This window comes from Leucobacter sp. USCH14 (assembly GCF_037619215.1).
Classification (GTDB): domain Bacteria; phylum Actinomycetota; class Actinomycetes; order Actinomycetales; family Microbacteriaceae; genus Leucobacter.
Genome location: NZ_JAQPZP010000007.1, coordinates 24,655 through 49,733 on the forward strand (window position 1 = coordinate 24,655; position 25,079 = coordinate 49,733).

At 70.5% G+C, this 25,079-nt stretch carries 28 protein-coding genes; 17 read left to right on the plus strand and 11 right to left on the minus strand.

Going from position 1 to position 25,079, the window contains the following annotated elements; all coding sequences use genetic code 11:
• Nucleotides 1-32 precede the first annotated feature (32 nt).
• From hemE to PQI23_RS08600, 7 genes are read left to right on the plus strand one after another with little or no spacing between them, the layout of a single operon-like run.
• The gene (gene hemE / locus PQI23_RS08570) at nt 33-1,145 is read left to right on the plus strand and encodes a uroporphyrinogen decarboxylase (protein WP_339973543.1); all 1,113 of its coding nucleotides are present in this window, start codon (nt 33-35) and stop codon (nt 1,143-1,145) included.
• A complete protein-coding gene (hemG, locus tag PQI23_RS08575; RefSeq protein WP_339973545.1) occupies nt 1,135-2,559 on the plus strand; it encodes a protoporphyrinogen oxidase in 1,425 nt (474 codons plus the stop codon). Before hemE ends, hemG begins: the two co-directional genes overlap by 11 nt.
• A 26-nt stretch (nt 2,560-2,585) precedes the next feature.
• A complete protein-coding gene (gene hemC, locus PQI23_RS08580) occupies nt 2,586-3,611 on the plus strand; it encodes a hydroxymethylbilane synthase (protein ID WP_339973547.1) in 1,026 nt (341 codons plus the stop codon).
• Nucleotides 3,608-4,471, plus strand: coding sequence for a uroporphyrinogen-III synthase (locus tag PQI23_RS08585; RefSeq protein WP_339973549.1), 864 nt, complete (start codon nt 3,608-3,610; stop codon nt 4,469-4,471). The genes hemC and PQI23_RS08585 overlap by 4 nt, the downstream gene beginning before the upstream one ends.
• Nucleotides 4,468-5,457, plus strand: a complete 990-nt coding sequence (hemB, locus tag PQI23_RS08590) for a porphobilinogen synthase (RefSeq protein ID WP_339973551.1) — start codon at nt 4,468-4,470, stop codon at nt 5,455-5,457. The genes PQI23_RS08585 and hemB overlap by 4 nt, the downstream gene beginning before the upstream one ends.
• On the plus strand, nt 5,454-6,809 hold the full coding sequence (gene hemL / locus PQI23_RS08595) for a glutamate-1-semialdehyde 2,1-aminomutase (RefSeq protein WP_339973554.1): 1,356 nt from the start codon (nt 5,454-5,456) through the stop codon (nt 6,807-6,809). Before hemB ends, hemL begins: the two co-directional genes overlap by 4 nt.
• Before the next feature lie 9 nt (nt 6,810-6,818).
• Complete coding sequence (locus PQI23_RS08600; protein ID WP_339973556.1) at nt 6,819-7,337, plus strand: GNAT family N-acetyltransferase; 519 nt, start codon at nt 6,819-6,821, stop codon at nt 7,335-7,337.
• Between the two features lie 34 nt (nt 7,338-7,371).
• Here the strand turns inward: PQI23_RS08600 and purQ are convergent, their stop codons facing one another.
• The 3 genes from purQ to PQI23_RS08615 form a co-directional block, all read right to left on the minus strand.
• A complete protein-coding gene (gene purQ / locus PQI23_RS08605) occupies nt 7,372-8,079 on the minus strand; it encodes a phosphoribosylformylglycinamidine synthase subunit PurQ (RefSeq protein WP_339973802.1) in 708 nt (235 codons plus the stop codon).
• The gene (purS, locus tag PQI23_RS08610; RefSeq protein WP_339973558.1) at nt 8,076-8,375 is read right to left on the minus strand and encodes a phosphoribosylformylglycinamidine synthase subunit PurS; all 300 of its coding nucleotides are present in this window, start codon (nt 8,373-8,375) and stop codon (nt 8,076-8,078) included. Before purS ends, purQ begins: the two co-directional genes overlap by 4 nt.
• Nucleotides 8,376-8,451: 76 nt before the next feature.
• Complete coding sequence (locus PQI23_RS08615; RefSeq protein WP_339973560.1) at nt 8,452-9,372, minus strand: phosphoribosylaminoimidazolesuccinocarboxamide synthase; 921 nt, start codon at nt 9,370-9,372, stop codon at nt 8,452-8,454.
• A 259-nt stretch (nt 9,373-9,631) separates the two neighbouring features.
• Here PQI23_RS08615 and PQI23_RS08620 point away from each other — a divergent pair, with 259 nt between their 5' ends.
• Nucleotides 9,632-10,573 (plus strand): SRPBCC domain-containing protein, encoded by a 942-nt coding sequence (locus PQI23_RS08620; protein WP_339973562.1) that lies wholly within the window; start codon nt 9,632-9,634, stop codon nt 10,571-10,573.
• Between the two features lie 37 nt (nt 10,574-10,610).
• On the opposite strand, the gene purD is transcribed toward PQI23_RS08620, so the two are convergent.
• Nucleotides 10,611-11,864, minus strand: coding sequence for a phosphoribosylamine--glycine ligase (gene purD, locus PQI23_RS08625; protein WP_339973564.1), 1,254 nt, complete (start codon nt 11,862-11,864; stop codon nt 10,611-10,613).
• 37 nt (nt 11,865-11,901) lie between these two features.
• Here purD and PQI23_RS08630 point away from each other — a divergent pair, with 37 nt between their 5' ends.
• Genes PQI23_RS08630 through PQI23_RS08645 form a run of 4 tightly spaced genes read left to right on the plus strand, consistent with a single transcriptional unit; the run spans nt 11,902 to nt 13,297 of the window.
• Complete coding sequence (locus tag PQI23_RS08630; RefSeq protein WP_339973566.1) at nt 11,902-12,291, plus strand: sterol carrier family protein; 390 nt, start codon at nt 11,902-11,904, stop codon at nt 12,289-12,291.
• Nucleotides 12,288-12,692 (plus strand): hypothetical protein, encoded by a 405-nt coding sequence (locus tag PQI23_RS08635; protein WP_339973568.1) that lies wholly within the window; start codon nt 12,288-12,290, stop codon nt 12,690-12,692. The genes PQI23_RS08630 and PQI23_RS08635 overlap by 4 nt, the downstream gene beginning before the upstream one ends.
• 50 nt (nt 12,693-12,742) lie before the next feature.
• Nucleotides 12,743-12,916, plus strand: a complete 174-nt coding sequence (locus tag PQI23_RS08640; protein WP_339973570.1) for a twin-arginine translocase TatA/TatE family subunit — start codon at nt 12,743-12,745, stop codon at nt 12,914-12,916.
• A 33-nt stretch (nt 12,917-12,949) separates the two neighbouring features.
• On the plus strand, nt 12,950-13,297 hold the full coding sequence (locus tag PQI23_RS08645) for a Sec-independent protein translocase subunit TatA/TatB (protein ID WP_339973572.1): 348 nt from the start codon (nt 12,950-12,952) through the stop codon (nt 13,295-13,297).
• A 100-nt stretch (nt 13,298-13,397) separates the two neighbouring features.
• Here the strand turns inward: PQI23_RS08645 and purF are convergent, their stop codons facing one another.
• Nucleotides 13,398-14,858, minus strand: a complete 1,461-nt coding sequence (purF, locus tag PQI23_RS08650; protein WP_339973576.1) for an amidophosphoribosyltransferase — start codon at nt 14,856-14,858, stop codon at nt 13,398-13,400.
• A gap of 136 nt (nt 14,859-14,994) precedes the next feature.
• Here purF and purM point away from each other — a divergent pair, with 136 nt between their 5' ends.
• Nucleotides 14,995-16,104 (plus strand): phosphoribosylformylglycinamidine cyclo-ligase, encoded by a 1,110-nt coding sequence (purM, locus tag PQI23_RS08655; RefSeq protein WP_339973577.1) that lies wholly within the window; start codon nt 14,995-14,997, stop codon nt 16,102-16,104.
• A gap of 30 nt (nt 16,105-16,134) precedes the next feature.
• Here the strand turns inward: purM and ispF are convergent, their stop codons facing one another.
• The 3 genes from ispF to PQI23_RS08670 all read right to left on the minus strand — a co-directional run bounded on the left by ispF (nt 16,135) and on the right by PQI23_RS08670 (nt 17,941).
• Nucleotides 16,135-16,617: a 2-C-methyl-D-erythritol 2,4-cyclodiphosphate synthase gene (ispF, locus tag PQI23_RS08660; RefSeq protein ID WP_339973580.1), complete on the minus strand. Its 483-nt coding sequence runs from the start codon at nt 16,615-16,617 to the stop codon at nt 16,135-16,137.
• Nucleotides 16,614-17,387, minus strand: coding sequence for a 2-C-methyl-D-erythritol 4-phosphate cytidylyltransferase (gene ispD, locus PQI23_RS08665; RefSeq protein ID WP_339973582.1), 774 nt, complete (start codon nt 17,385-17,387; stop codon nt 16,614-16,616). Before ispD ends, ispF begins: the two co-directional genes overlap by 4 nt.
• Before the next feature lie 68 nt (nt 17,388-17,455).
• On the minus strand, nt 17,456-17,941 hold the full coding sequence (locus PQI23_RS08670) for a CarD family transcriptional regulator (protein WP_339973585.1): 486 nt from the start codon (nt 17,939-17,941) through the stop codon (nt 17,456-17,458).
• A 161-nt stretch (nt 17,942-18,102) separates the two neighbouring features.
• Here PQI23_RS08670 and PQI23_RS08675 point away from each other — a divergent pair, with 161 nt between their 5' ends.
• Nucleotides 18,103-18,720 carry a DNA modification methylase gene (locus PQI23_RS08675; RefSeq protein ID WP_339973587.1) on the plus strand — a complete coding sequence of 206 codons (618 nt, stop codon included), beginning with the start codon at nt 18,103-18,105 and terminating at the stop codon, nt 18,718-18,720.
• A 104-nt stretch (nt 18,721-18,824) separates the two neighbouring features.
• Here the strand turns inward: PQI23_RS08675 and PQI23_RS08680 are convergent, their stop codons facing one another.
• Both PQI23_RS08680 and PQI23_RS08685 read right to left on the minus strand, forming a co-directional pair.
• Nucleotides 18,825-19,520: a response regulator transcription factor gene (locus tag PQI23_RS08680; protein WP_339973589.1), complete on the minus strand. Its 696-nt coding sequence runs from the start codon at nt 19,518-19,520 to the stop codon at nt 18,825-18,827.
• Nucleotides 19,520-20,773: a sensor histidine kinase gene (locus PQI23_RS08685; protein WP_339973591.1), complete on the minus strand. Its 1,254-nt coding sequence runs from the start codon at nt 20,771-20,773 to the stop codon at nt 19,520-19,522. The genes PQI23_RS08680 and PQI23_RS08685 overlap by 1 nt, the downstream gene beginning before the upstream one ends.
• A 136-nt stretch (nt 20,774-20,909) precedes the next feature.
• Between PQI23_RS08685 and phoU the strand changes: the two genes are divergently transcribed.
• The 3 genes from phoU to rlmB all read left to right on the plus strand — a co-directional run bounded on the left by phoU (nt 20,910) and on the right by rlmB (nt 24,149).
• Entirely contained in the window at nt 20,910-21,551 is a 642-nt protein-coding gene (gene phoU, locus PQI23_RS08690) for a phosphate signaling complex protein PhoU (protein ID WP_339973595.1), read from the plus strand.
• Nucleotides 21,552-21,702: 151 nt separating this feature from the next.
• A complete protein-coding gene (gene cysS / locus PQI23_RS08695; protein ID WP_339973598.1) occupies nt 21,703-23,157 on the plus strand; it encodes a cysteine--tRNA ligase in 1,455 nt (484 codons plus the stop codon).
• On the plus strand, nt 23,154-24,149 hold the full coding sequence (gene rlmB / locus PQI23_RS08700; RefSeq protein WP_339973600.1) for a 23S rRNA (guanosine(2251)-2'-O)-methyltransferase RlmB: 996 nt from the start codon (nt 23,154-23,156) through the stop codon (nt 24,147-24,149). The genes cysS and rlmB overlap by 4 nt, the downstream gene beginning before the upstream one ends.
• Before the next feature lie 66 nt (nt 24,150-24,215).
• Here the strand turns inward: rlmB and PQI23_RS08705 are convergent, their stop codons facing one another.
• Nucleotides 24,216-24,848: a hypothetical protein gene (locus tag PQI23_RS08705; protein ID WP_339973602.1), complete on the minus strand. Its 633-nt coding sequence runs from the start codon at nt 24,846-24,848 to the stop codon at nt 24,216-24,218.
• Between the last annotated feature and the right edge of the window lie 231 nt (nt 24,849-25,079).

A 25,079-nucleotide genomic window follows, 5' to 3' on the forward strand; every position in this document is an offset into this window, starting at 1 on the left:
CACATCAGATCTATAAGCTAGCATCTCGACCGATGAACTTCCTCCCAGCTTCGCACCCGCTCGTCACCGGCCGAACGGGCGACGCACCATTGATCCGAGCCCTCAGGGGCGACCGCCCCGAGTCTACGCCGGTCTGGTTCATGCGTCAGGCCGGTCGCTCCCTGCCCGAGTACCGCGCCATCCGCGCCGATCACCGGATGCTCGATGCGTGCCTGACCCCCGACCTCGCCAGCGAGATCACCCTGCAGCCGGTGCGCCGGCACGGTGTCGACGCCGCGGTGTTCTTCAGCGACATCGTGGTGCCGATGAAGCTGGTCGGTGTCGACGTCGATCTGGTCGCCGGGCGCGGTCCCGTGTTCGCGAACCCGGTGCGCACCGCCGCGGATGTCGCTCGGGTTCGCGAGGAGTTCACGCCCGAGCGTCTTCGTGCCGCGCTCGACCCGGTGCGCGAAGCGGTGCGCCTCACCGCCGATGTGCTGGGCAGCACGCCGCTCATCGGGTTCACCGGTGCTCCGTTCACGCTCGCCGCGTATCTCGTGGAGGGCGGCCCGTCGCGCGACCATCTGCGCGCGCGCACACTCATGCACTCCGACCCCGAGACCTGGGCCGCGCTGCTCGACTGGGTCGCCGATCTCTGCGGAGTGTTCCTCGAAGCGCAGGTCGAGGCGGGCGCGAGCGCCGTGCAGCTGTTCGATTCCTGGGCGGGATCGCTGTCGCCGACCGACTACCGCGAGCGCGTCGCACCCGCGTCGCGGCGCACGCTGGAGCCGGTGCGCCGGCTCGGCTTCGCCGCCGGCGAGGGGTACGCCGCCGAAACGCGCGCCGTTCCGATCATCCACTTCGCGGTCGGCTCGGGCCACCTGCTCGAGGAGCTCGCCGAGGTCGGCGTGGATGCGCTCGGCGTCGACTGGCGCACGCCGCTCGAAGAGGCCAACCGCCGGCTCGGCGGCCGGATGCCCCTGCAGGGAAACATCGACCCCGCCTTCCTCGGCGCTGCTCCCGAGGTGCTCGAGGCCCACGTCGCCGATGTGCTCCGCCAGGGCCGGAGCGCCCCCGCTCACGTGCTGAACCTCGGTCACGGCGTGCCGCCGGAGACCGACCCCGACGTGCTCACCCGCATCGTCGCGCTCGCGCATGGAGCCTGACTCTCGGCGCCCGCGCATCGCGGTCGTCGGCGGAGGGGTCTCAGGGCTCACTGCGGCGCGCGAACTCGCCGTCTCGGGCGCTGACGTCGTCGTGATCGAGGGCGCCGATCGCCTCGGAGGTCGCATCCGCGGCGCCTCGATCGCCGGTGTGACCATCGACATCGGAGCCGAATCGTTCGCCACACGGGGCGGCACCGTTGCGGCACTGATCGACGATCTCGGCATGACCGATCAGATCGTTCGGCCCGCTCCGCTCGGTTCCTGGGTGATCGACGGACCGCGATCGATCCCGCTGCCCGCCGCCGGAACGCTTGGAATCCCGGCCGCCCCGCTCTCCCGCGCGACCGTTCGCGCGCTGGGCGCGCCGGGCGCGCTGCGGGCCGCGATCGAACCGCTGCTGCCGCGGAGCATCGGGCGCGACGCGGCCTCCCTCGCCGAGCTCGTGCGCGCTCGGTTGGGATCGCGCGCCCTGCACCGGCTGGTGCGGCCCGTCGCGCTCGGCGTCTACTCGTCCGACCCTGATCGGCTCGGCGTGACCACGGTGCCCGGACTCGCCGATGCGTTCGCGAAGCGGGGCACGCTCATCGCGGCGGCTCGCGACGTGCGCGGTGGACAAGCTGCAGCGGGCGGGGCGGTCGCGGGGCTTCGCGGCGGGATGACGCAGCTGATCGCCGGACTCGAAGCCGATCTTGCTCGGCTCGGCGTCACCGTGCGTCGGGGTGCGAAGGTGCGACGACTGCAGGAGCCCTCGGCCGTGCACGACACCGCGCATGCCTGGCGGCTGCTCGGCGACGACGATGCCGTGCTCGCGGAAGTCGACGGCGTCGTGCTGGCGGTCCCCGAGAATGTGGCTCGACGCCTCGTCGGCGAGAGCGGCACTGCCGGGCAGACGACCGATCGCATCGAGGTCGTCGCGCTCGCGATCGACGATCCGCGCCTCGATCGTGCACCGCGCGGCACCGGCGCGCTCGTCGCACGCGACGCGGTCGGGGCGGCATCGAAGCGCGGGGGCGAGGCCGCCCCGATCCTGGCGAAGGCGCTCACGCACGTGACCGCGAAGTGGCCCGAGCGCGCCCGCGAAGCCGGGCCGGGGCGGCACATCGTGCGCCTCTCGTACGGACGTGCGGGCTCGGCACCCGAAACGGTCGGGCTCGACGACGCCGAGGTGCGCAGCATCGCCCGCTACGACGCGTCTCGCATCCTCGGCATCGACATCCGCGCCGATACGGTCGTCGACCTGGTGCGCTGCACGTGGCGCATGGGCCACCCGCCCGGATCGCGCGATGCCCGCCCCGTCGTCGCACCGCCCGGCGTCACGCTCGCTGGCGACTGGGTGAGCGGAACCGGCCTCGCCGCGATCGTGCAGGGCGCGCGCGAAGCCGCCGTCGCGGCCCTCACCGCCGTCTCACACTGATGAATCGACCCGAAAGACTCCTCGACATGAACGCATCGCTTCCCACCTCGTCCGGCCGCGTCTTCCGCTCCGACGCGCCGCTTGCGGCCGCGCCGGGGCTGCTGCGCGTCGGAACTCGCGGAAGCGCCCTCGCCGTCTCGCAGACGACGATGGTCGCCGAGCAGATCGCGACGGCCACGGGCCTCGACGTCGCTCTCGTCATCGTCACGACGCACGGCGACGTGACCCGCGCTCCGCTGTCGCAGCTCGGCGGCACCGGCGTCTTCGTGAGCGCGCTTCGAGATGCGCTCCTCGCGGGCGAGTGCGATCTGGCCGTGCACTCGCTCAAGGATCTGCCGACGGGCGCCTGCCCGGGCATCGTGCTCGGCGCGGTTCCGGCGCGCGCGGATGCGCGCGACGCGTTGTGCGCGCGCGACGGCCTCACGCTCGTCGATCTTCCGGAGGGCGCACGCGTTGGCACCGGTTCGCCGCGGCGCGCGGCGCAGCTGCGCGCGCGCCGTGCAGACATCGAGGTGCACGATCTGCGCGGCAACGTCGACACCCGCCTCGGTCGTGTGGGCGTGGATCTCGACGCCGTCGTGCTCGCTGCTGCGGGCCTCGACCGGCTCGGGCGAGCGACCGCCATCACCGAGCGCTTCCCCCTGACCGACGTTCCCGCAGCTCCCGGCCAGGGCGCGCTGGCGATCGAGGTGCGCGAGGCCGACGCGACCACCGAGCCGTACGTCGCCGCCCTCGCGGCACTCGACGACGCCGAGGGGCGCGCCACCGCGCTCGCCGAGCGGGCGCTGCTCGCCACACTCGAAGCGGGGTGTGCCGCCCCGATCGGGGCTACCGCCGAGATCGAGGGCGATGCCCTTCGACTGCGCGCAGTGGTCTACCTTGTCGACGGCTCCGAGCAGCTGACCGCCGAGGCCGCCCTGCCGTGGAGCGGCACCGCCGCAGACGTCGAGGTGCCGGTGGCCGAGGTGCCCGCCGAGCTCGGGCGTCGGGTCGCCGCGGAGCTGCTCGAGAACGGAGCCGCGGAGCTCGCGCCGCTCGGGGGCGGGGCATGACGGACGAGGATCGCGCGGCCCGCTCCGCTGGGACCGCGCCCGCCGCATCGAGGCCGGGCGATCCGCACGCCTCCATGCTCGGGGGAGCGCGCGTGCTCGTCACCCGCGGCGGCGCCGCCGGCGAGCGCGACGCCGCGGAAGTGCGGGCGCGGGGCGGACTGCCCGTGCAGGCACCGCTCACGGAGATCGCCCCGCCGTCCGATCCGGCCCCGCTCGAGGCTGCTGCGGCGGCGTGGAACCGGGGAGAATACGAGTGGCTGCTGGTGACGAGCGCGAACGCCGCCGATGCCTTCGCGGCCGCCGGAGCGGCAGCACCGGAAGCCTCTCGGCCGGGAGATCCGCGCGTCGCCGCGGTCGGCCCCGCAACGGCTGACGCTCTCCGGGCGCGCGGCTTCGACCCCGCTCTCGCACCGTCCTCCGACTACTCGGCGGTCGGTCTCGTCGAGGCGCTGCTCGAACTCCCGACCGATGCCGCGCTGCGATTCCTCCTGCCTGTCTCCGAGCTCGCCGACCGAACCCTCGAGACGGCGCTCGAGCGCGCCGGGCACCGGGTCGACCGGGTGACCGCGTATCGCACGCTCCCGGCCCCCCGCGACACCTCGGTCGAGGCGAGCGTGCGCGCAGGCGAGGTCGACGTGATCCTCGTGCTCAGCGCTTCGGGTGCGCGCGAGGTCGCGCGTCGCTTCGCGCCGCTGCCGCCCGGGGTGCGGCTCGCCGCAATCGGCGCTCCGTCCGGCCGCGCGCTCGCGGAGCACGGCCTGGCCGCAGACGTCATCGCCGATCCGCACACCGTCTCGAACCTGCTCGATCGGGTTTCTCACGCACTGTTCCCGAGCACCCCAGGAGGTCGCCCAGCATGATTCCCACCGTTCGCCCGCGCCGCCTGCGCACCAGCCGCGCGATGCGCCGCCTCACCGCAGAGACCCGCCTGCACGCCGCGGACCTCGTGCTGCCGCTCTTCGTGCGCGAGGGGATCTCCGAGCCCCAGGCGATCTCCTCGATGCCCGGCGTCCACCAGCACACGATCGACTCCCTGCGCCGCGCCGCGGGAGAGGCGGCGGAGGCCGGGATCGGCGGCGTCATGCTGTTCGGCGTGCCCGAGGTGCGCGACGCCGTGGGCAGCGCGGCCGACGATCCGGACGGCATCCTCAACGTCGCGACGCGCGCCATCGCCGAAGAGGTGGGCGATGCCCTGGTCGTGCAGACCGACCTCTGCCTCGACGAGTTCACGGACCACGGCCACTGCGGCGTGCTGCGCGTCACCTCGCCCGACAGCGACCAGATCGTCGTCGACAACGACGCGACGCTCGAACGATACCGGGCCATGGCGCTCGCCCAGGCGGAGGCGGGCTCCGCGCTGCTCGGGCTCTCGGGAATGATGGACGGCCAGGTCGCCTCGGTGCGCGACGCGCTCGACGAGCACGGCTTCCACGACACGGCGATCCTCGCCTACTCGGCGAAGTACGCCTCGGCGTTCTACGGGCCCTTCCGCGAGGCGGTCGACTCCCAGCTCGTCGGAGACCGCCGCACCTATCAGCAGGATCCCGCCAACCGCCGCGAAGGGGTGCGCGAAGCCGAGCTCGATCTCGCCGAGGGCGCCGACATCGTCATGGTGAAGCCCGCCATGAGCTACCTCGACGTGCTCGCCGACGTCGCCGCGGTCAGCCCCGTGCCGGTATGGGCCTATCAAGTGTCGGGGGAGGCTGCGATGATCGAAGCGGCCGCAGCGAACGGCTGGATCGATCGCGAGCGCGCCATCGAGGAATCGGTGGTGAGCATCAAGCGCGCCGGAGCCGACACCGTACTCACCTACTTCGCAACCGAGATCGCAGGATGGAACCGATGAACGCGCACCTCATTCCCCACCCCGAAGCCGCCGCGAGCGCCGCGCTGTCCGAGCGCGCCGCACGCGTGATTCCCGGCGGCGTGAACTCGCCGGTGCGCGCGTTCGGGTCTGTCGGAGGCACCCCCCGCTTCCTCGTCTCCGGCTCCGGCCCGTACGTCACGGATGTCGACGGCAACGAATACGTCGACCTCGTAGCATCGTGGGGGCCGGCGCTGCTCGGGCACGCGCACCCCGCCGTCGTCGACGCCGTGCAGCAGGCGGCCGCGCGCGGCCTCGGCTTCGGGGCATCGGTGCCGCAGGAGGCCGAGCTCGCCGAAGAGATCATCGCGCGCGTGCCGGTGATCGAGCGAGTGCGGCTCGTCTCGACGGGTACGGAGGCGACGATGACGGCGATCCGCATCGCCCGCGGCGCGACGCAGCGGCCCCTCATCATCAAGTTCGCAGGGCACTACCACGGCCACTCGGACGGCCTGCTGGCCGAGGCGGGGTCGGGGCTCGCGACGCTCGCGATGCCGGGGTCGGCCGGGGTGACCCCCGAGACCGCCGGGCAGACGCTGGTGCTGCCGTACAACGACCTCGACGCGCTCGAAGCCGCCTTCGCCGAGCACGGCGACCGCATCGCCGCCGTCATCGCCGAGTCCGCCGCCGCGAACATGGGCGTGCTGCCGCCGATGCCCGGATTCACCGAGGCAATGATCCGGCTCGCGCACGCGCACGGCGCCCTCGTCATCCTGGACGAGGTGCTCACCGGGTTCCGGGCCGGGCCCTCGGGGTTCTGGGGCATCGAGCAGGATCGTGTCGCCCCGGGCGTGGCACCCGATCTGCTGACCTTCGGCAAGGTCGTCGGGGGAGGCCTGCCGCTCGCCGCGCTCGGCGGACGCGCCGAGCTGATGGAGCTGCTCGCTCCGCTCGGACCCGTGTATCAAGCGGGGACGCTGTCGGGGAACCCGCTCGCCGTCGCCGCGGGACTCACCACCCTGCAGCACGCCGACGACGCGGCGTACGCCCGTCTGTCGCACGCCGCCGACGTGCTCACCGGTGCGGTGACGGCGGCCCTCGAGGACGCGGGGGTGCCCCACCGCGTGCAGCGGGCCGGCACGCTGTTCAGCGTGCTGTTCGGCGCATTCCCCTCGGCGCCGCGCGGGTACGCGGAGGTGCAGCGGCAGAACGTCGCGGCGCATCGCGCGTTCTTCCACGCGATGCTCGAGCGCGGAGTGAACCTGCCGCCGAGCGCGTTCGAGGCGTGGTTCGTCACTGCCGCGCACGACGACGCTGCACTCGCGCGCATCATCGAGGCGCTCCCCGACGCGGCTCGCGCAGCCGCAGAGGTGCGCGCACCCGCAGAGGAGTAGGCTTCCGGGGTGCAGGAAACGATTGAGATTCGACGTGTGCGCCCCGAGGAGTACGCCCCGGTGGGCGCCATGGTGCGCGCCGCCTACGAAGGCGACTACACGCTGAACGACGAGTACCTCGCCGAGATCGAGGACGTCGCGGGGCGCGATCAGATCTCCGAAGTGCTCGTCGCCGTCGACCGGGCGAGCGGAGATCTGCTCGGCTCGATCACGGCACCGAGACCGGGAGAGCGGCTGATCGACGACACCGCCGAGAACGAGTTCGACGTGCGCCTGCTCGGCGTCTCGCGCGCTGCTCGCGGACGAGGCGTGGGTGAGGCGATCATGCGGCACGCCGCCGAGCTCGCGCGGAGACGCGGACTCGACCGCGTCGTGCTGCACACGGGCGAGCAGATGATCTCTGCGCAGCGCCTGTACGAGCGGCTCGGCTTCGTGCAGATTCCGGAGCGCGAGTTCACGATCGAGCGCGACATCGGGCCGCTGCGCGTCCTGTCATACGGCCTCGACCTCGCGCGAGTCACGGCCTAGGGGTGCCGTCCCCGAGTCGCCTCGGCAGCGCCGTTCAGGCTGCGCGCGCGACGAGCGCCTCGACGGCGCTCTCGAAGAAGCGCAGGCCGTCGGTGCCGGATCGCATGGCCTCGGGCATGTCGGGGCCGAAGCCGGCCTCCACCGCGTGCTCGGGGTGGGGCATGAGGCCGACCACGTTGCCGCGCTCGTTCGTGAGCCCTGCGATGTCGTTCAGCGATCCGTTCGGGTTCACACCGGCGTAGCGGAACGCGATGAGCCCTTCGCCCTCGAGGTACTTCAGGGTCTCCTCGTTCGCGATATAGCCGCCGTCGCCGTTCTTCAGCGGGATGACGATCTCCTCGCCCGGCTGGAAGCGGTGCGTCCACGCCGTGTCGGCGTTCTCCACGATCAGTCTCTGGTCGCGGCGGATGAACTGCTGATGCGCGTTGCGGATGAGCCCGCCCGGCAGCAGGTGCGCCTCCACGAGCACCTGGAACCCGTTGCAGATGCCCAGAACGGGCAGCCCTCGGTTCGCGGCGGCGACGACCTCGGTCATGATGGGCGAGACCGCTGCAATGGCTCCGGGGCGCAGGTAATCGCCGTAGCTGAAACCGCCGGGCAGCACGATCGCCTCCACGTCCTGCAGGTCGTGGTCGGCGTGCCAGAGCTCCACCGGTTCGCCGTCGGCGCGGCGAATCGCGCGCTGCGCGTCGCGGTCGTCGAGGGAGCCGGGGAAGGTGACGACCCCGATCCGCGGCATCAGCGGGCCTCGCCGGCGAGCGCGTCGGCAGCGGGCGCGTCGGCGACCTGGACGCCGTCGACGCTGATCGCGACGACGTCCTCGATGACCCCGTTCGACAGGATGTCGTCGGCGACCTGGCGCACCTCGGCGAGTACCGCGTCGGTCACCTCGCCGGCGACCTGGAACTCGAACCGCTTACCGATGCGCACGTTCTCGAACTTCTCGTGGCCGAGACGAGCGAGCGCCCCCGTGGTGGCCTTGCCCTGCGGGTCGAGCAGCTCGGCCTTGGGCATGACATCAACGACAATCGTGGGCACCCGGGGTCTCCGTTTCTCGTGGTGAAGCTCCTGAATATTCTCGCACGGATCGCGAGGTGTCGGATCGCTCGGCCGTTCAGACGGCGACGGGCGAGTACGGCGGCTCTCCGCCGGTCAGCCGCACGTAGAGCTCGCGGTACCGCTCGTACGTCTGCGCGACGATCGCTTCGGGCAGCACGGGAGGTTCGCCCGCCCCGTCCCAGTGCTCCGACAGCCAGTTGCGCACGATCTGCTTGTCGAAGGAGGCGAGGCGATCCTTCCGGGGGAGCGTCGTGTCGTGGTACACCGATGCGTCCCAGTACCGCGAGGAATCGCTCGTGAGCACCTCGTCGGCGAGCACGAGCTCGCCGGTGCCCGGGTCGCGCCCGAACTCGAACTTCGTATCGGCGAGCACCACGCCGCGCGCCGCCGCGAGCTCACGTGCGGCGGTGAAGATCTGCAGCGAGGCGTCGCGCAGCGCGGAGGCGACCTCGGCGCCCACGAGCTCGACGCTGCGCTCGAACGTGATGTTCTCGTCGTGCTCGCCGAGCGGCGCCTTGTAGGCGGGGGTGTAGATCGGTTCGTCGAGCAGGTCGCCGTCGCTCAGCCCCTCGGGCAGCTCGATGCCGCAGACCGCTCCGGTGCGCTGGTACTCGGCGAAACCCGACCCGGTGAGCGCGCCCCGCACGACGCATTCGATCGGGTGCATCTCCAGCTTGCGCGTCAGCATCGCGCGATCGGCGACCTCGTCGGGCACCGCCGGCGCCTCGGCCGCGTCGGCGACGAGGTGATTCGCGAGGTCGATGCGCGAGAACCACCAGTTCGACAGCGCCGTGAGCAGCGCGCCCTTGCCCGGGATCGGCGGTTCGAGCACGTGGTCGAAGGCGCTCACGCGATTGCTCGCGACGACGAGCAGATGCGCGGCGGAGCCGTCGGCGGGCGTGTAGAGGTCGCGAACCTTGCCCGAGTAGATGTGGCGCCAGCCGGCGAGCTGCGTGGATGCGGGGAGTGTGGTCACCCGATCATTCTCGCACTGCGCGCCATGCGCACGTGCGCGAGGACGCAGGATCGCCGGACGTGCTGCAACATCTCGATTCCGGCGGCAATACTCCGAAAGGCAGCTCGTCCGCGCCCGATTGTCAGGGGGTGGCGCTACGCTCGGAGAAAGGCGGAGACTCGTGCGCGAGCCGAGCATCCGCGGCCGGTCGAGAACGCCGGCACGAGTGACCTTGAGGAGAAGTATGATCCCGCTGGGGCCTGTGGTAGCGCGGAGTCGAGTGGGCGTCGCGCGAGCCGCTGCCTGGACGTATCTCGTGGAGCCGGATCGCCGGGCCGAGTGGTGGCCCGAGCTGCAGCTCGAGGCGCGCGTGGGCGGCGCTGTCGCGGAGCAGTGGTCCGAAGGCGAGGGGGATGCGGCGGTCAGCCGCGACGCCTCGGGCACCATCGACGTGTGGGTCGACGGCCATGCGGTCGGCTTCACGTGGCGCGAGGCGGGCGATGAGCGCGACACCGCGGTGCTGATCACGCTGCGCACTCAGGGGCTTGACACCGGCATCACCGTCACGGAGACGGGCTTCGACGCCCTGCCCGCGGCGAGCGAGCGAGCGGCGGCCTCCCAGGAGGGGTGGCAGGTGCTGCTGCGCGATCTCACGTCGGCGCTCGAGGCCGCGCAGGCCGCCGGCGTATTCGGCGAGCGGGAGACGCCCGCTGCGGGCGGCGAGGCGGCGGAGGGCGGAGCCGGTGCTGCGGCTGGCGCCGGAGCTGCTGCTGGAGCCGGTGCCGCCGGCGCACTGGAGGTCGCGGCGCCCGAGCTCGACGGCGAACTCGACGACGGAGACGTCGACGGCGCCCCGGAGTCGCCGTCGGCAGCGACTGACGGTCAGGCCGAGATCGAGCTGGAGGCCGAGCCGGCGGTCGGCGACCTTCCGGAGCTCGAGACGGGCCCCGTTGCGGTCGTCCCGACTGATGACGCCGAGGGGCAGCCGATCGAACGCCCCGCCGAGGTCGTGGCCGACGACTCCGAGGAACTCGTGCCCGAGCAGGACCTCGACCAGACGCTCCAGATCGATCGCTCCGAGCTCCCCGACGCGAGCGGGAGCGGCCGCACCGATCAGTCGGACGAGCCCGAACAGGCTGACGAGCCCGATCAGGCTGACGAGCCCGATGAGACGGACGAACCGGACGAGCCCGACTTCGACACGCTGATCCGCGGCAACTAGCGGTACAAGCGAGCGCGCCCGAACAGCTCGAGGTCCGTCAGGCGACGCGGGCCGCGATGTCCGTGCGCGACTGGCCGCCCTCGAGCGAGATCTTCGAGACGCCCGCATACGCGCGGTCGCGGGCCTCGGAGAAGTCGGCTCCGCGCGCGACGACGCCGAGCACGCGCCCGCCCGTCGCGATCCACCCGCCGTCTTCGCTCCGCGCGGTCGCGGCGTGCACCACATGCACGCCGTCGAGAGCGGCCGCCTCCTCGATCCCGGTGATCGTGCGGCCGGTGACCACGTCGCCGGGGTAGCCCTCGCTCGCGACCACGACGATCACAGCGGGGTCGGAGGAGAACTCGGGTTCGGGCGCGGCGGCCAGCGCGCCGTTCGCCGCAGCCAGGAGGTAGCGGCTGAGCGGCGACTCGAGCCGCGCGAGTACCACCTGCGTCTCGGGGTCGCCGAAGCGCGCGTTGAACTCGATGACGCGCACGCCCTTCTCGGTGACGATCAGCCCGCAGTAGAGCAGCCCGACGAACGGGGTGCCCTCGGATTCGAGCTGCCGCACCGTGGGCAGAGCGACGGTGCGGGTGATCTCCGCGACGAAGTCGTCGGCGACCCACGGGAGCGGCGAGTAGGCGCCCATGCCGCCCGTGTTCGGGCCCGCGTCTCCGTCGTAGATGCGCTTGTAGTCCTGCGCAGGGCTCAGCGGCAGCACGTCGTGCCCGTCGGCGAAGAAGAAGAGCGACACCTCCTGCCCGTCGAGGAACTCCTCGATGAGCACCTCCCCGTGCGGGGCCCAGGTCGCCACGTGCGCGAGCGCAGCGTCGCGATCCTCGGTCACGAGCACTCCCTTGCCGGCGGCCAAGCCGTCGGCCTTCACCACGTACGGCGCACCGTACTCGTCGAGCACCGCGCCTGCGGCTTCGACCGACGTGACCCGGGAGGCGCGGCCGGTGGGCACTCGGGCCTCTTCCATGACCCGCTTGGCGAACGCCTTCGAACCCTCGAGCTGCGCGGCGGCTCGGTCGGGGCCGAACACGGGAACCCCTGCAGCGCGCAGCGGATCCGCCACTCCCGCGACGAGCGGCGCCTCGGGGCCGATCACCACGAGATCGAATGCGCGATCCTGCACGAACGAGGCGACTGCCTCGGGGTCGGTGTACGCGAGCTCGGGCGTCTCGACCCCGCTCGCAGCGATGCCCGCGTTGCCTGGGGCGCAGACGATCTCGTGATCGGCGCCCTCCGCGAGGAGGGCGAGGACGATGGCGTGTTCTCGGGCGCCGGGGCCCAGGACGAGGATCTTCACGCCCTCCAGACTACCGAAGCGCGGATAGGCTGGAACCGTGGCGAAGCGGAGGATTTCCATCGAGGACGGGCGCGCAGCCCTGGCCGCCGTGCGGTCGGGGAGCACGGCGCGCACCGATGTTGCGACGGCGGTGCGCTACCTGCTCGAGGAACTCGCCGAGCGGGCGCCCGGCAACACCGTCGAGGTGCGCGTGCCGCCCTACGGCGCGACGCAGTGCGTCAGCGGCCCGAAGCACACGCGCGGCACTCCGCCGAACGTGATCGAAACCGATGCGGAGACCTGGATCGCGCTCGCCTGCGGCGACGTGGACTGGAGCAGCGCGGTGGACGACTCGCGGGTCATCGCCTCGGGTTCGCGCGCAGCGCTCGTCGGGCTGCTCCCGCTCGTGCGCGAGCACCCAGTCGAAGCTGAGACACTAGAGGTATGACTCAGTCCGATCTTCCGACGGGCCTTCCTGCACGGGAGCCCGCCGACGCCGAACCCGCGAGCACGGCACCCGCGCCCGCCGCACCAGAGGACGCCGTATCCGTCGAGCGCGAGCCCGTCGTCGAGGTGACGCAGCGCGAAGTCACCATCGAGCGCTCCGTGCGGGTGGGGCGCATCGTCATCGGCGGTCTCGTCGCAGGGGCGCTCATCGCCATGATCGCGTGCCTGTTCTTCCCGATCGAGGAGGGAGCCGAGTACACGCTCGGGCAGATCGTCGGGTTCATGGCACTCATCGGCGCGGCCATCGGCGCCGGCCTCGGCAGCCTCTTCGCGATCCTGCTCGGGTTCGCGGCGCGGCGCAGGCGCGGTACCGGTATCGCCATCCAGTCCGACGTGCGATAATCACTCAACGACGATTCGGAGAAACTGCCATGCTCGGTAACCTCACAGGGATGCACCTCGTTGCGATCCTCTTCATCATTCTGCTGATGTTCGGCGCTCCGAAGCTGCCGGCGCTGGCGAAGAGCCTCGGCCAGTCGATGAAGATCCTTCGCAAGGAGGTCGGCAGCGACGCCGAGAAGTCCGCGGAGGCGACCCCCTCCAACACCAAGACGGACGCTTCCTAAGCGTCTCGCCGCAACGATCGGAGCCTGCTTTCCATGATCGGCAACCTCTCAGGGCCGACGTTGATCGTCATCCTGTTCATCGTGCTGCTGTTGTTCGGCGCTCCCAAGCTTCCCGGGCTCGCGAGGAGCCTGGGGCAGTCGATGAAGATTCTGCGCAAGGAGGTCAGTTCGGATCGCGACGGCTCCGGCGACGATGCCGGACCCGCAGCACCGACGTCTTCGACCGAGCAGAAGAGCCCGACCGAGCCCGAGCGCCCGGCGACGCCGCCGGCCGCCCCCGCGGCTCCGCAGCACCCGACGCCCCCTGAGGTGCCCGGGTCGCAGCAGGTCCCTCCGCCGGCACCGGAGAGCCCGGTCGATCCGGAGAATCCGAAGCGCTGACGCTCGCTCGCCCCGAGACGAAACCCCCTGCTCGCGCACGCGAGGGCAGGGGGTTTCGTCGTGAAGCGGTCGGAGGGGGACGCCTCAGTTCACCGGCGTCTCAGCTCTCCTGCGTGGCCTCGACCCAGGAGAGGTACTCCTCGTCGACGCTGCCCGTGATGTACTCGCCGGTGAAGCAGCTCTGCTCGAGTTCGGTGACGCGATCCTGCCCCGCGAGAATCGCGCGGTTCATGCCCTCGACGCTCATGTAGACGAGGTGGTCGGCGTTCAGCTCGGCGGCGATCTCGCCGGTCGTGCGCTGGTGAGCGATGAGTTCGCTGCGCGACGGCATGTTGATGCCGTAGACATGCGGGAAGACCACGGGCGGGGCGGCCGACGCGAAGATGACCGACTTCGCTCCCGCAGCGCGAGCCATCTCGACGATCTCGCGCGACGTGGTGCCGCGCACGATCGAATCGTCGACGAGCAGCACGTTCTTGCCCGCGAACTCCGAGCTCATCGCGTTGAGCTTCTGACGCACGCTGCGCTTGCGCACGGCCTGGCCCGGCATGATGAACGTGCGGCCGACGTAGTGGTTCTTGAAGAATCCCTCGCGATAGGGCACGCCCAGACGCTGCGCGAGCTGCATCGCGCTCGGCCGGCCGGAATCGGGGATCGGCATGACCACGTCGATCTCGACGCCGGGCAGTTCCGCCTGCACCTGCTCGGCGAGCACGTCCCCCAGGCGCAGACGCGCTTCGTACACGGAGATGCCGCTGAGCACGGAGTCGGGGCGGGCGAGATAGATGTACTCGAACGCGCACGGAACGAGCCGGGTCTCGGTGGAGCACTGCTGCGACGTCATCGTGCCGTCGGGGGAGATGAGGATCGCCTCGCCGGGCTCGACGTCGCGCACGCGCTCGTACCCGCCCGACTCGAGCACCAGCGACTCCGAGGCGACGACCCACTCGTCGCCGCCATTCGCGCCGGTGCGGCGACCGAGCACGAGCGGGCGGATGCCGAACGGATCGCGGAAGGCCAGGAGACCGTAGCCCGCGATGAGCGCGATCGCCGCATACGACCCCTCGACACGCTCGTGCACGCGCGAGACCGCTGCGAAGACCTGCTCGGCGTCGAGCGACAGCCCGCTGATGGTCGACTGCAGCTCGTTGGCCAGCACGTTGAGCAGCAGCTCCGTGTCGGAGTGCGTGTTGAGGTGACGCCGGTCGACGTTGTACAGGTCGGCGGTGAGCTCGCGGGTGTTCGTCAGGTTGCCGTTGTGCACGAGGATGATGCCGTACGGGGCGCCCACGTAGAACGGCTGCGCCTCGTCCTCGGCGGCCGCGGAGCCGCGCGTCGCATAGCGCACGTGGCCGAGACCGACGTTGCCCATGAGGCTGCGCATGTCGCGGGTGCGGTAGGCCTCGCGCACCTGGCCCTTGGCCTTCACCATGTGGAAGAAGTCGCCGTCGAGCGTCGCGATGCCCGTCGAGTCCTGGCCGCGGTGCTGCAGCAGCAGGAGGCTGTCGTAGATCTGCTGGTTGACGGGTTCGGACGAGACGATACCGACGATGCCGCACATGCTGTAGTGAATGCTCCCTGCGAAGTGGGTGACGCGTCGAGTCGAGGTGACGCAGCGTCTAGTCTCCCACACGCAGCCGAACGCTCGATCGAGGGCCCCGATTCCGGGGTGCTGCACCGCAGGGTACGCTGTTCGGGTGAGCGAAAACGCGTCGATCTATGCCCAGTCCGGAGTCGATACCGCCGCCGGTGACCTGGCCGTCGAGCTGATGAAGTCCGCAGTGGCGCGCACGCACGGCCCCGAGGTGATCGGTGGCGTCGGCGGGTTCGCCGGGCTGTTCGACGCATCGGCGCTGAAGGAATACCGTCGCCCGCTGCTCGCGAGCGCTACGGACGGGGTCGGCACGAAGGTTGCGATCGCGCAGGCCATGGACATCCACGACACCATCGGGCAGGACCTCGTCGCGATGATCGTCGACGACATCGTCGTGGTGGGCGCGAAGCCGCTGGCCATGACCGACTACATCGCGTGCGGCAAGGTCGTGCCGCAGCGCATCGCCGACATCGTGCGCGGCATCGCGCAGGCCTGCGAGGCCACGGGCACGGCGCTCGTCGGCGGCGAGACCGCGGAGCACCCCGGCCTGCTCGGCGTCGACGACTACGACGTGGCGGGGGCGGCTGTCGGCGTGGTCGAGGCGGACCGCGTGCTCGGGCCGGAGCGCGTCGCCGACGGCGACGTGATCCTCGCACTCGGGGCCTCCGGTCTGCACTCGAACGGCTTCTCCCTCGTGCGCCACATCTTGGCCGAGCGGGGCGTCTCGTACACGGACCGCAGCGCCGAGCTCGGCGCGAGCTACGGTGAGGCGCTGCTCGTGCCGACCGCGCTCTACACCTCGCCGCTGCTGCGCGTGCTCGACGACCCGGCGCTCGACGGCGCCATCCACGCGCTCTCGCACGTGACGGGCGGGGGCATCGCGGCGAATCTCGCCCGCGTGCTGCCGGTCGGCACATGGACCGAGCTGGATCGCGGCGCCTGGTCGCCGCTCCCCGTCTTCCGGCACCTCGCCGATCTCGGCGGGCACACGCTCGAGTCGGTGGAGGGCGCGTGGAACCTCGGCATCGGCATGTTCGCGGTCGTCGACGCGAGCTCGGCGCAGCACGTCGCGGCCGCACTCACCGCTGAGGGGCTCGACGTGTGGGTTGCGGGAACCGTGTCGGCGTCGTCCCGCGATCTCGAGGGATTCGAGCAGGGCGCGAAGGGTGTGCAGGGCGGCGCGGTGCGCCTCGTGGGGTCGTACGCCTCCTAGCGTCGCGGGTTCGGCGGGAGGCTGTGCGGCTCAGGCGGCGGAGTGCTCGATGAGCGCCGTCGCGATCACCGCAAGACCCTCGCCGCGGCCGGTGAACCCGAGGTGGTCCGTGGTGGTTGCGGCGAGCGCGACGGGAGCGCCGACGAGCTCCGACATCGTGCGCTGAGCCTCGTCGCGCCGGGCCGCGAAGCGCGGGCGATTCCCCACGACCTGCACGGAGACGTTCACGGGCGACCAGCCGACGGACGCGAGGCGCTCGAGCGCCGCCGTCACGAACCCGGTGCTCGCGGCGCCGGCGGTAGTCGGCTCATCGACCCCCACCAATTCGCCGATGTCGCCGAGCCCTGCGGCTGAGAGCAGCGCATCAACGACGGCGTGGCATACGGCGTCGCCGTCGCTGTGCCCGCTGAGGGCCGGCTCTCCCGGCCAATCGAGGCCCGCGAGGCGCAGTACGGCATCGGGGCGCGCATCCGCGTACGCGTGCACATCGAAGCCGGTGCCGACGCGGATCACTGCTCATCCTCCAAGCCCGCGGCGTTCGCCGCGAGGAAGTGCTCGAGGATCGCGATGTCGTCGGGCGTCGTGAGCTTGTGGGCGCGCAGTTCGCCGGGCACGGTCCGCACGCGGCCGCCCCCGAATTGCACGACCGCTGCGTCGTCGGTCGGCGCGGCGCTCTGCAGCTCGGCGTCCGCGTACGCGGCGGCCAGAAGCTCGCGGGGGAACCCCTGCGGAGTCTGCACGACGACGAGCGATGCGCGATCCACCGTTTCGTGCACGAACCCGTCGGAATCGACCCGCTTCAGCGTATCGGTCACCCGGAGCGCCGGCACGACGCCGTCGCCAGTCGCCTGCACCTCGGAGATCACACGCTCGAAGAGCCCGGCGCTCGCGAAGGGGCGAGCCGCGTCGTGCACGAGCACCGTGTCGATCGACTCGGGCAGCGCTTCCAGGCCGAATCGCACCGACTCGTATCGTTCGCGACCCCCGGGTACGACGGAGACCTCCCAGCGGGTGCGATCGGGGAGCACCCGCTCGACGAGTTCGAGCGCCTGCGCCGCGTGCGACTCGGGCACCACCACCACGAGGTGGCCCGAGTGCGGAAGCGAGGTGACCACGCCGATGCCGAATTCGATGATCGGCCGGCCGTGCAACTCGAAGAACGCCTTCGGCTGAGCGCCTCCGAGCCGCAGCCCGCTTCCCGCCCCGACGAGCACGACGCCGAGCGTGGCGAGCGGATGCGGCACGGCGTCGTCCGCTTCGGTCAGAAAGGCTGAGCTGCTCATGCGCCCAGGCTACTCGGGTGCCGCGCTTTGGGGCCGGGCAGGATCGGCGATCCGCGATCCGACGCGACCTATGAGGCCAGCACCTCGTCGACGAGCGATCCGGCGCTCACCTCATCGGTCTTCTCTGCAAGAGCGACCTCGGACACGAGAATCTGACGCGCCTTCGCGAGCATGCGCTTCTCGCCGGCTGAGAGCGAGCGGATGTCGCGGTCGCGCCGCCACAGATCGCGCACCACCTCGGACACCTTGAGCACGTCGCCCGACGCGAGCTTCTCGAGATTCGCCTTGTAGCGACGCGACCAGTTCGTCGGCTCCTCGGTGAACGGAGCGCGCAGTACGTCGAACACGCGCTCGAGCCCCTGCTGATCGATGACGTCGCGCACCCCGACCAGCTCGCAGTTCTCCGCCGGAACCTCGATCGTGAGGTTGTCTTCAGGGACCTGAAGCGTGAGGAACGTCTGCTGTCGGCCGCCGAGTGTGCGCTGCTTGACCGCTACGATTTTCGCTGCACCGTGGTGGGGGTAGACCACCGTCTCTCCGACCTCGAATTGCATCGAATGGCTCCTTCTCGATCGCCCCCAGAATATCACAGCGACTCGCCGAAGTTAGGAGAGCCTAAGCTGCAGCTCGATGGTGCCACCGATAAGATGATCTCAACTGTGCGCTCATGTTTCGGTGCGCAATTCGCGGATCACATACGGCTCGGAGGACAACCTTGAAGACTCGGATCGCCTCGACCGTCGCTGTTGCGGCGGCCATCGTGCTCGGCGCGACCGGCTGCAGCCTCGTCGCTCCGATCGCCACCGCCACTCCGTACGGCCCGAGCGACGGCGTCAACGTCGATGTGGGCGCGGTCGATGTGCGCAACATCATGCTCGTGGCCGACGAGTCGGGCGACAACTTCAACGTCGTGTTCGGCGCGGTCAACCAGTCGGGCGAGACGCAGGATCTCACGATCACGTTCACCGGCTCCGGGTCGCAGCAGGCGAGCGCCGAGTTCGAGGTGCCCACGGGCAACACCCTCTTCGGTGATCCCGAGGGCGAGCAGACGCCCGTGCTCGTGACGCTCGACGGTCTGAAGGCCGGTTCCACTATCGAGGCGTACTTCCAGATCGCCGGCTCACCCGAGGTGCCCTACCAGGTGCCCGTGCTCGACGGCACGCTCGAGGAGTACCGCCAGTACGTGCTGCCCGAGAACTTCAGCGCTGACGAGAACGGCGACAGCACGGTCGGCGACGAGATCACCGAGGCCGATGAGGTCGCGGACCAGCCCAAGGTCGGAGACGACGTGACCGAAGAGGATGCGTCGGGCGAGGCGAACGCGGCCGAGTAGCCTCCGCACGAGACACGACGAAGCCCCCGGGATCCGGCAGGATCGCGGGGGCTTTCTCGTGCGGACCGACGCCGCGCCGGCCCGCGCCGGCCAGCGCCGCGGGGCTACCCGAAGCGGTACCCGACCCCGCGCACGGTGGAGATGAGCTTCGGCTTCGACGGCTCCTCCTCGATGCGCGCGCGGATGCGCTTGATGTGCACGTCGAGGGTCTTGGTGTCGCCGTAGTAGTTGCTGCCCCAGACGCGGTCGATGAGCTGGCCGCGGGTGAGCACGCGTCCGGTGTGGCGCATCAGCATCTCGAGCAGTTCGAACTCGCGCAGCGGCATGGAGATCTCCTCGCCGCGCACGGCGACCGCGTGCCGCTCGGAGTCCAGGCGGATCCCGAGCTCGTCGAGCACCAGGGCGTCGAAGTCGTCGGCGCGCTCCTCCTCGACGGAGCCCGACCGGCGCAGCGCCGCTCGCACCCGGGCGAGGAGCTCGCGGGTCGAGTACGGCTTCGTGATGTAGTCGTCAGCGCCGAGTTCGAGGCCGACGACGATATCGATCTCACTGTCTTTCGCGGTGAGCATGATCACCGGCACCTGCGAGGTCTGGCGGATCGCGCGGCAGACCTCCGTGCCCGGCAGACTGGGCAGCATCAGGTCGAGCAGCACCAGGTCGGGCTGCGCGGCCGTGAACGTGGTGACCGCCTCCGCACCGTCGTCGACCACGGTGACCTGGTAGCCCTCGCGCTCGAGCAGAAAGGAGAGCGGCCGGGAGATCGACTCCTCGTCTTCGACGAGCAGTATGTGCTGTGCCACTACTGTGGTCCCTTCTCGTGATCCGGCCCCGAGAGAGCCGGGGCGTTCGTGTGAGCCGTCTGATTCGCGCGCACCGCGGTCTTCACGGCGCGCTTCGCCTTCTTGACCCGCTTCGCGCTCTTCGCCTGATCCTTCTCGACGTGCAGCGGGAAGGTCAGGGTGAAGCTCGAACCCACTCCCAGCTGCGACCAAACGTCGACGTCGCCCCCGTGCGCCCGCATGGTGTGCCGCGCGATGCTGAGCCCGAGCCCCGTGCCGCCGTCGACGCGGGTGCGCGCTCCATCGACTCGGTAGAAGCGCTCGAAGATGCGCGGCAGGTGCTCGGAGGGAATGCCCTCGCCCTGATCGGTGACCGTCACGATGAAGCGGTTCTTCTCCCGCGTCATGCCGACGCCCACGCGCCCGCCCTCGGGAGAGTGGCGAATGGCGTTGCTCAGCAGGTTGGCGACGGCGGAGCTCAGCGAGGTGGGGCGGCCGAGGATCACCGCGTCGCGTTCCTTCGAATCGTCGGCGGTGACCACGAGGTCGACCTGGTGCTGCTCGGCGAAGGCGCGGTGGGTCTCGACCTCGGCGCGCACGAGGTCGATCAACGAGACCGATTCGCGATCCTCCGGTCTCAGTGTCGACTGCGCCTCGGAGAGCTGGATGATGTCGCGGGAGAGCTCGCCGAGACGTCGCGACTCCTTCACGAGACTCTTCGCGAAATCGCGCACGAGGGTCGCGTCCGCCGCCGCTTCCTGCACCGCCTCCGCGAGCAGACCGATCGCGGCGATCGGGGTCTTCAGCTCGTGGCTCACGTTCGCGATGAAGTCGCGGCGCATGGCGTTGACGCGCTGCTCCTCGCCCAGGTCTTCGGCGAGGATCACCACGAACCGCTGCTGCAGGCGCACGATGTGAATGCGCACGGTGTCGGAGGGATCGCTCGGGTCGGGGTCGTGCGTGTCGGGGATCCCTGACGTCATCACTCGGCGCACACGAGTGAGGAACTCGGTGTCCAGCAGCTCCTCGTCGCTCAGATGAGCCTCCTGGCGCGCCACGGGATTCACGTACACGGGCGCGAGGGCCGAATCGAGCACCACGGCGAACGTATCGACCTCGTCGAGGATCGCGGTGGCCACCTCCGGCAGCTCGGGTCGCATCTCTTTCGACCGTCGAACGCCCGCTGCGCGGGCACCCACGATTGCTATGGTGGTGCCTACGCCGATGAGTATGCCCAGTGCCGTCGCCGCGAGTACGAGCAGGGTCGGGTCCATGACTCTCATCGTAGAGGCGGGCGCAGACCCCAGACCCCAGAGTTCAACTGTTGTTTACCTGTTGGTGCGACGCGGTTCATCGGTTCCGCCCAAACTGGTTGAGGTTGCGCGTCTGCGCAGACAGAGAGGAAACCCCATGCGTGAGGTCTTTCAGCAGTCGCTTCGCGATGTGCAAGATCGCCTGGTCCTGATCGCCGAACTGGTCGAGCAGGCCATCACCGAGGCGACCACCGCCTTCGGCAGTTCCGACGTCACGATCGCCGAGAAGGTCATCGACCGCGTCGACGAGATCGAGGTGCTGGCCGCCGAGCTCGATCAGCTGACCATCGACATCCTGGCGCGGCAGCAGCCGGTCGCCTCTGACCTGCGCCTCATGGTCGGGGCGCTGCGCATGAGCGCGTCGCTCGAGCGCATGGCCGATCTGGCGCAGCACATCGCTCAGCTCGCCCGCTACCGCTACCCGGAGAGCGCGATTCCGGCCGGCCTCACCCAGACGTTCGCCCGCATGGGCGCGCTCGACGTGCAGATGGCCAAGAAGGTCGTCGAACTGCTCCGCACGCAGGAGCCCCGCGTCATCACCGAGGTGCGCGACCTCGACGAGGATCTCGACGAGTTGCACGCCAAGGTGTTCGAGAAGGTGCTCAGCGACAACCTCGCCGAGACTCCCGCCAACGTGGTCGACTCGACGCTCGCGAGCCGCTACCACGAGCGCTTCGGCGACCACGCGGTCAGCATCGCGCGCCAGATCCAGTACTTCATCAGCGGCTCCCTCGACTGAGCCCGTCGCGGTTCGCCGCTTCGTCTGCGCCCCGTTCGGCTTCGTGCCGGGCGGGGCGCAGTCGTGTGTGCGGGTTTGGGGATCCGGAAGAGCGGGATCCTGAGGAGCGGGGTCCGGGTCGAGCTGAGGTGCCGGCGGTAGGCTGATACCCGTGATTCAACGCATCTACGACTCGCGTGCGCAGGCCGTCGTCGACTTCTCACCGCTCGAGGCGGGCAGGGTCGGTCTCTACGTGTGCGGCCCGACCGTGCAGTCGGCGCCCCACATCGGCCACCTGCGGAGCGCGCTCGTCTACGACCAGATGCGCCGGTGGTTCTCCGCGACCGGGTACGACGTCACGCTGATCCGCAACGTCACCGACATCGACGACAAGATCCTCGACAACGCGCGCCTCGCGCAGGCGGAGCGCGGCTCGAACGAGGAGTGGTGGGCGCTGGCCTACCGCGTCGAGCGCGTATTCTCAGCCGCGTACGATGCGATCGGCGTGCTCGCTCCCACCTACGAGCCGCGTGCGACCGCGAACATCCGAGAGATGGTCGAGCTCATCGAACTGCTGATCGAACGGGGCCACGCATATGCGGCCGCCGACGGATCGGCGAGCGTGTACTTCGACACGGCGAGCTGGCCCGAGTACGGCGCGCTCACCCGGCAGCAGCGCGACCAGATGGAGGACGCGGCGGACTCCGAGCCCGTCGGCAAGCGCGACCCCCGCGACTTCGCCCTCTGGAAGGCGCATCGCGATGGCGAGCCGCTGACGGCCGCGTGGCCGTCGCCGTGGGGGCTCGGCCGACCCGGATGGCACATCGAGTGCTCGGCGATGGCGACGCGGTACCTCGGCGAGGAGTTCGACATTCACGGCGGCGGGCTCGACCTGCGCTTTCCGCATCACGAGAACGAGCTCGCGCAGTCGCAGGCGGCAGGCCACCCGTTCGCGCGCCACTGGATCCACAACGGACTCGTGAACACCGGCGGGCAGAAGATGTCGAAGTCGCTCGGCAACTCGCTGTTCGCGGAGGATCTGCTGGCGCAGGCCCGGCCGATCGTGCTGCGGTACTTCCTCGGCTCCGCGCACTACCGCTCGGTGCTCGAGTACTCCGAGACCTCGCTCGCCGAGGCCGAGGCCGCGTTCTCGCGCATCGAGGGATTCCTGGCGCGCGCGGGGGAGCTTCCGGGCTTCGAGGAAGCGCTTGCCGCACCGCTCGCGGGTCCTGCCGCCGACCGGCTGCCCGCCGCGTTCGTCGCTGCGATGCTCGACGACTTCGCGATCCCGCAGGCGCTCGCAGCCGTGCACGAGGCGGTGCGCGCCGGCAACTCGGCGCTGGCCGATGGCGATGTCGAGCGCGCGGCCCAGCACGGAGTCGAAGTGTCGCGTATGCTGGACGTTCTCGGCTTGAACCCGCGCGACCCGCACTGGGCCGCGGGCAGCGCCGAAACGAGCGGCGCCGAGTCCGCGCTCGGCACCCTGGTCGACGACCTCCTCGCGCAGCGCACTCGGGCGCGCGCAGACAAAGACTTCGCTACGAGCGACGCGATCCGCGACCGCCTGCTGTCAGCCGGCATCGCGCTCGAAGACACCCCGAACGGACCCCGCTGGAGCCTGACATGAGCAATAAGAAGAGCCGTACCGGCGCTGTACGCAAGAAGGGCCTGGGCAAGGCCGTCGGATCAGGCGGGCAGGGGCGCCAGGCGCTCGAGGGCCGCGGACCGACCCCGCGCGCTGAGGATCGCGAGTACCACGCGAAGTACAAGGAGAAGAAGGCCCGCGAGCGCTACGAGGCCGCGAAGGCCCGGTACACGGAGCGCACCGGTCGCCCGGCTGAGCGCGGAGGCCGCAATAAGAAGGATGAGAGCGAGCTCGTCACCGGCCGCAACTCGGTGCTCGAGGCGCTGCGCGCGAAGATTCCCGCAACGACCCTCTACATCGCGGCGCGGGTCGAGATGGACGATCGCATGCGCGAGATCCTGCGCCTCGCGACGAACCGGGGCCTCGCCGTGCTCGAGATCATGCGCCCCGAGATGGACCGCATGGTCGAGCGCGATACGGTGCACCAGGGCATCGTGCTGAAGGTGCCGCCGCTCGAGCACGCGCACCCCATGGAGGTGCTCGACGAGGTGATCGCCCGCGGCGACACCCCGCTGTTCGTCGCGCTCGACGGTGTGACCGACCCGCGCAACCTCGGCGCGATCATCCGCTCGGTCGCCGCATTCGGCGGTCAGGCGGTCATCGTGCCGCAGCGCCGCTCGACGAGCCTGAACTCCGCGGCGTGGAAGACGTCGGCGGGCGCCGCTGCTCGCGTTCCCGTGGCGATGGCGTCGAACCTGACGCAGACGCTCAAGGAGTTCAAGAAGCAGGGCGTGTTCGTGGTCGGGCTCGACGGCGACGGAGAGGTGTCGCTGCCGGGTCTCGAGCTGGCGGATCGCCCCGTCGTCGTCGTGGTCGGCAGCGAGGGCAAGGGGCTCTCCCGCCTCGTCACCGAGACCTGCGACGCGGTGGTGTCGATTCCGATCTCGTCGGCGACCGAATCGTTGAACGCCGGCATCGCCGCGAGCGTCTCGCTCTACGAGATCGCGCGCCTGCGGGCGGAGCGCGGGGCGTAGCCTCCCCAGACGAACCGCCAAATCAGTGCGAATAGGCCTGCCTGAGCGCACTGAACTGGCGGTTCGTCACTGGTTCGGGGTCCAGCCCCGCTGTCGCAGCGCCGTCTCGACCCGAGAGCGGAGCTCGCGAGTGCGTGCGTACTGAAGCGACGCCGTGACCCGGATCACGCGCCAGCCCGCCGCCTCGTAGGCGTGATACTTGTCAATGTCGCGGTTCCACTGACGTGCGTGCACCCGGTGATGCTCGCCCTCGTACTCGAGTGCCAACCGATACTGCGGAAACGCGAATTCACTCGCGCCGAGCCATCTGCCCCGGTGGTCGTACACGTCGTGATCGAGGACGGGGACGGGCAATCCCCATTCCATGAGCAGCAGGCGGAGGTGGCTCTCCGGCGCTGATGCGCTGCCGGTAGCGAGAAGCGGGAGCGCCGTGCGTAGCGCGGCGTTACCCCTTCGCTGCACGCGCTCGATGAGGGCGGCCAGGTCGTCCACAGTCGCAAGCGGCGGGCGTTCGAGCCGCCGCGTACCGGGAATCCGTGGGCGGCGGATCACCGCATCGCCGAGCGCCACGAGATCGGGGAGCAGAAGCTCGTCGCCGAGCATCGCCCACACGTCGGCGGGGGATGGGACCGGAAGCCCGGCGACCACGGTCAGCTCGATGCAGTCGGCCGTGAGGTATCGCCCCCTCACGCCTTTCATGCGGGGCGGGTGTTGCCCTTCGAGAGATGCGATGTCGATGCGATCGTCGTTGCGCGCGGGTATTGGAAGCCCATGAATGACTGCCGCCGTCGCATGACTGAAACAGTGTCGGGTGTGCAGCGCATGCGATGCTGCGCGAGCGCGAACGAGCTGGTTCCCCCGCCATAACGCGGCCGGATGCTCGGGAACCGCCGAATCTCGGAGCGGATCGACGCGGCGGTAGACACCGTG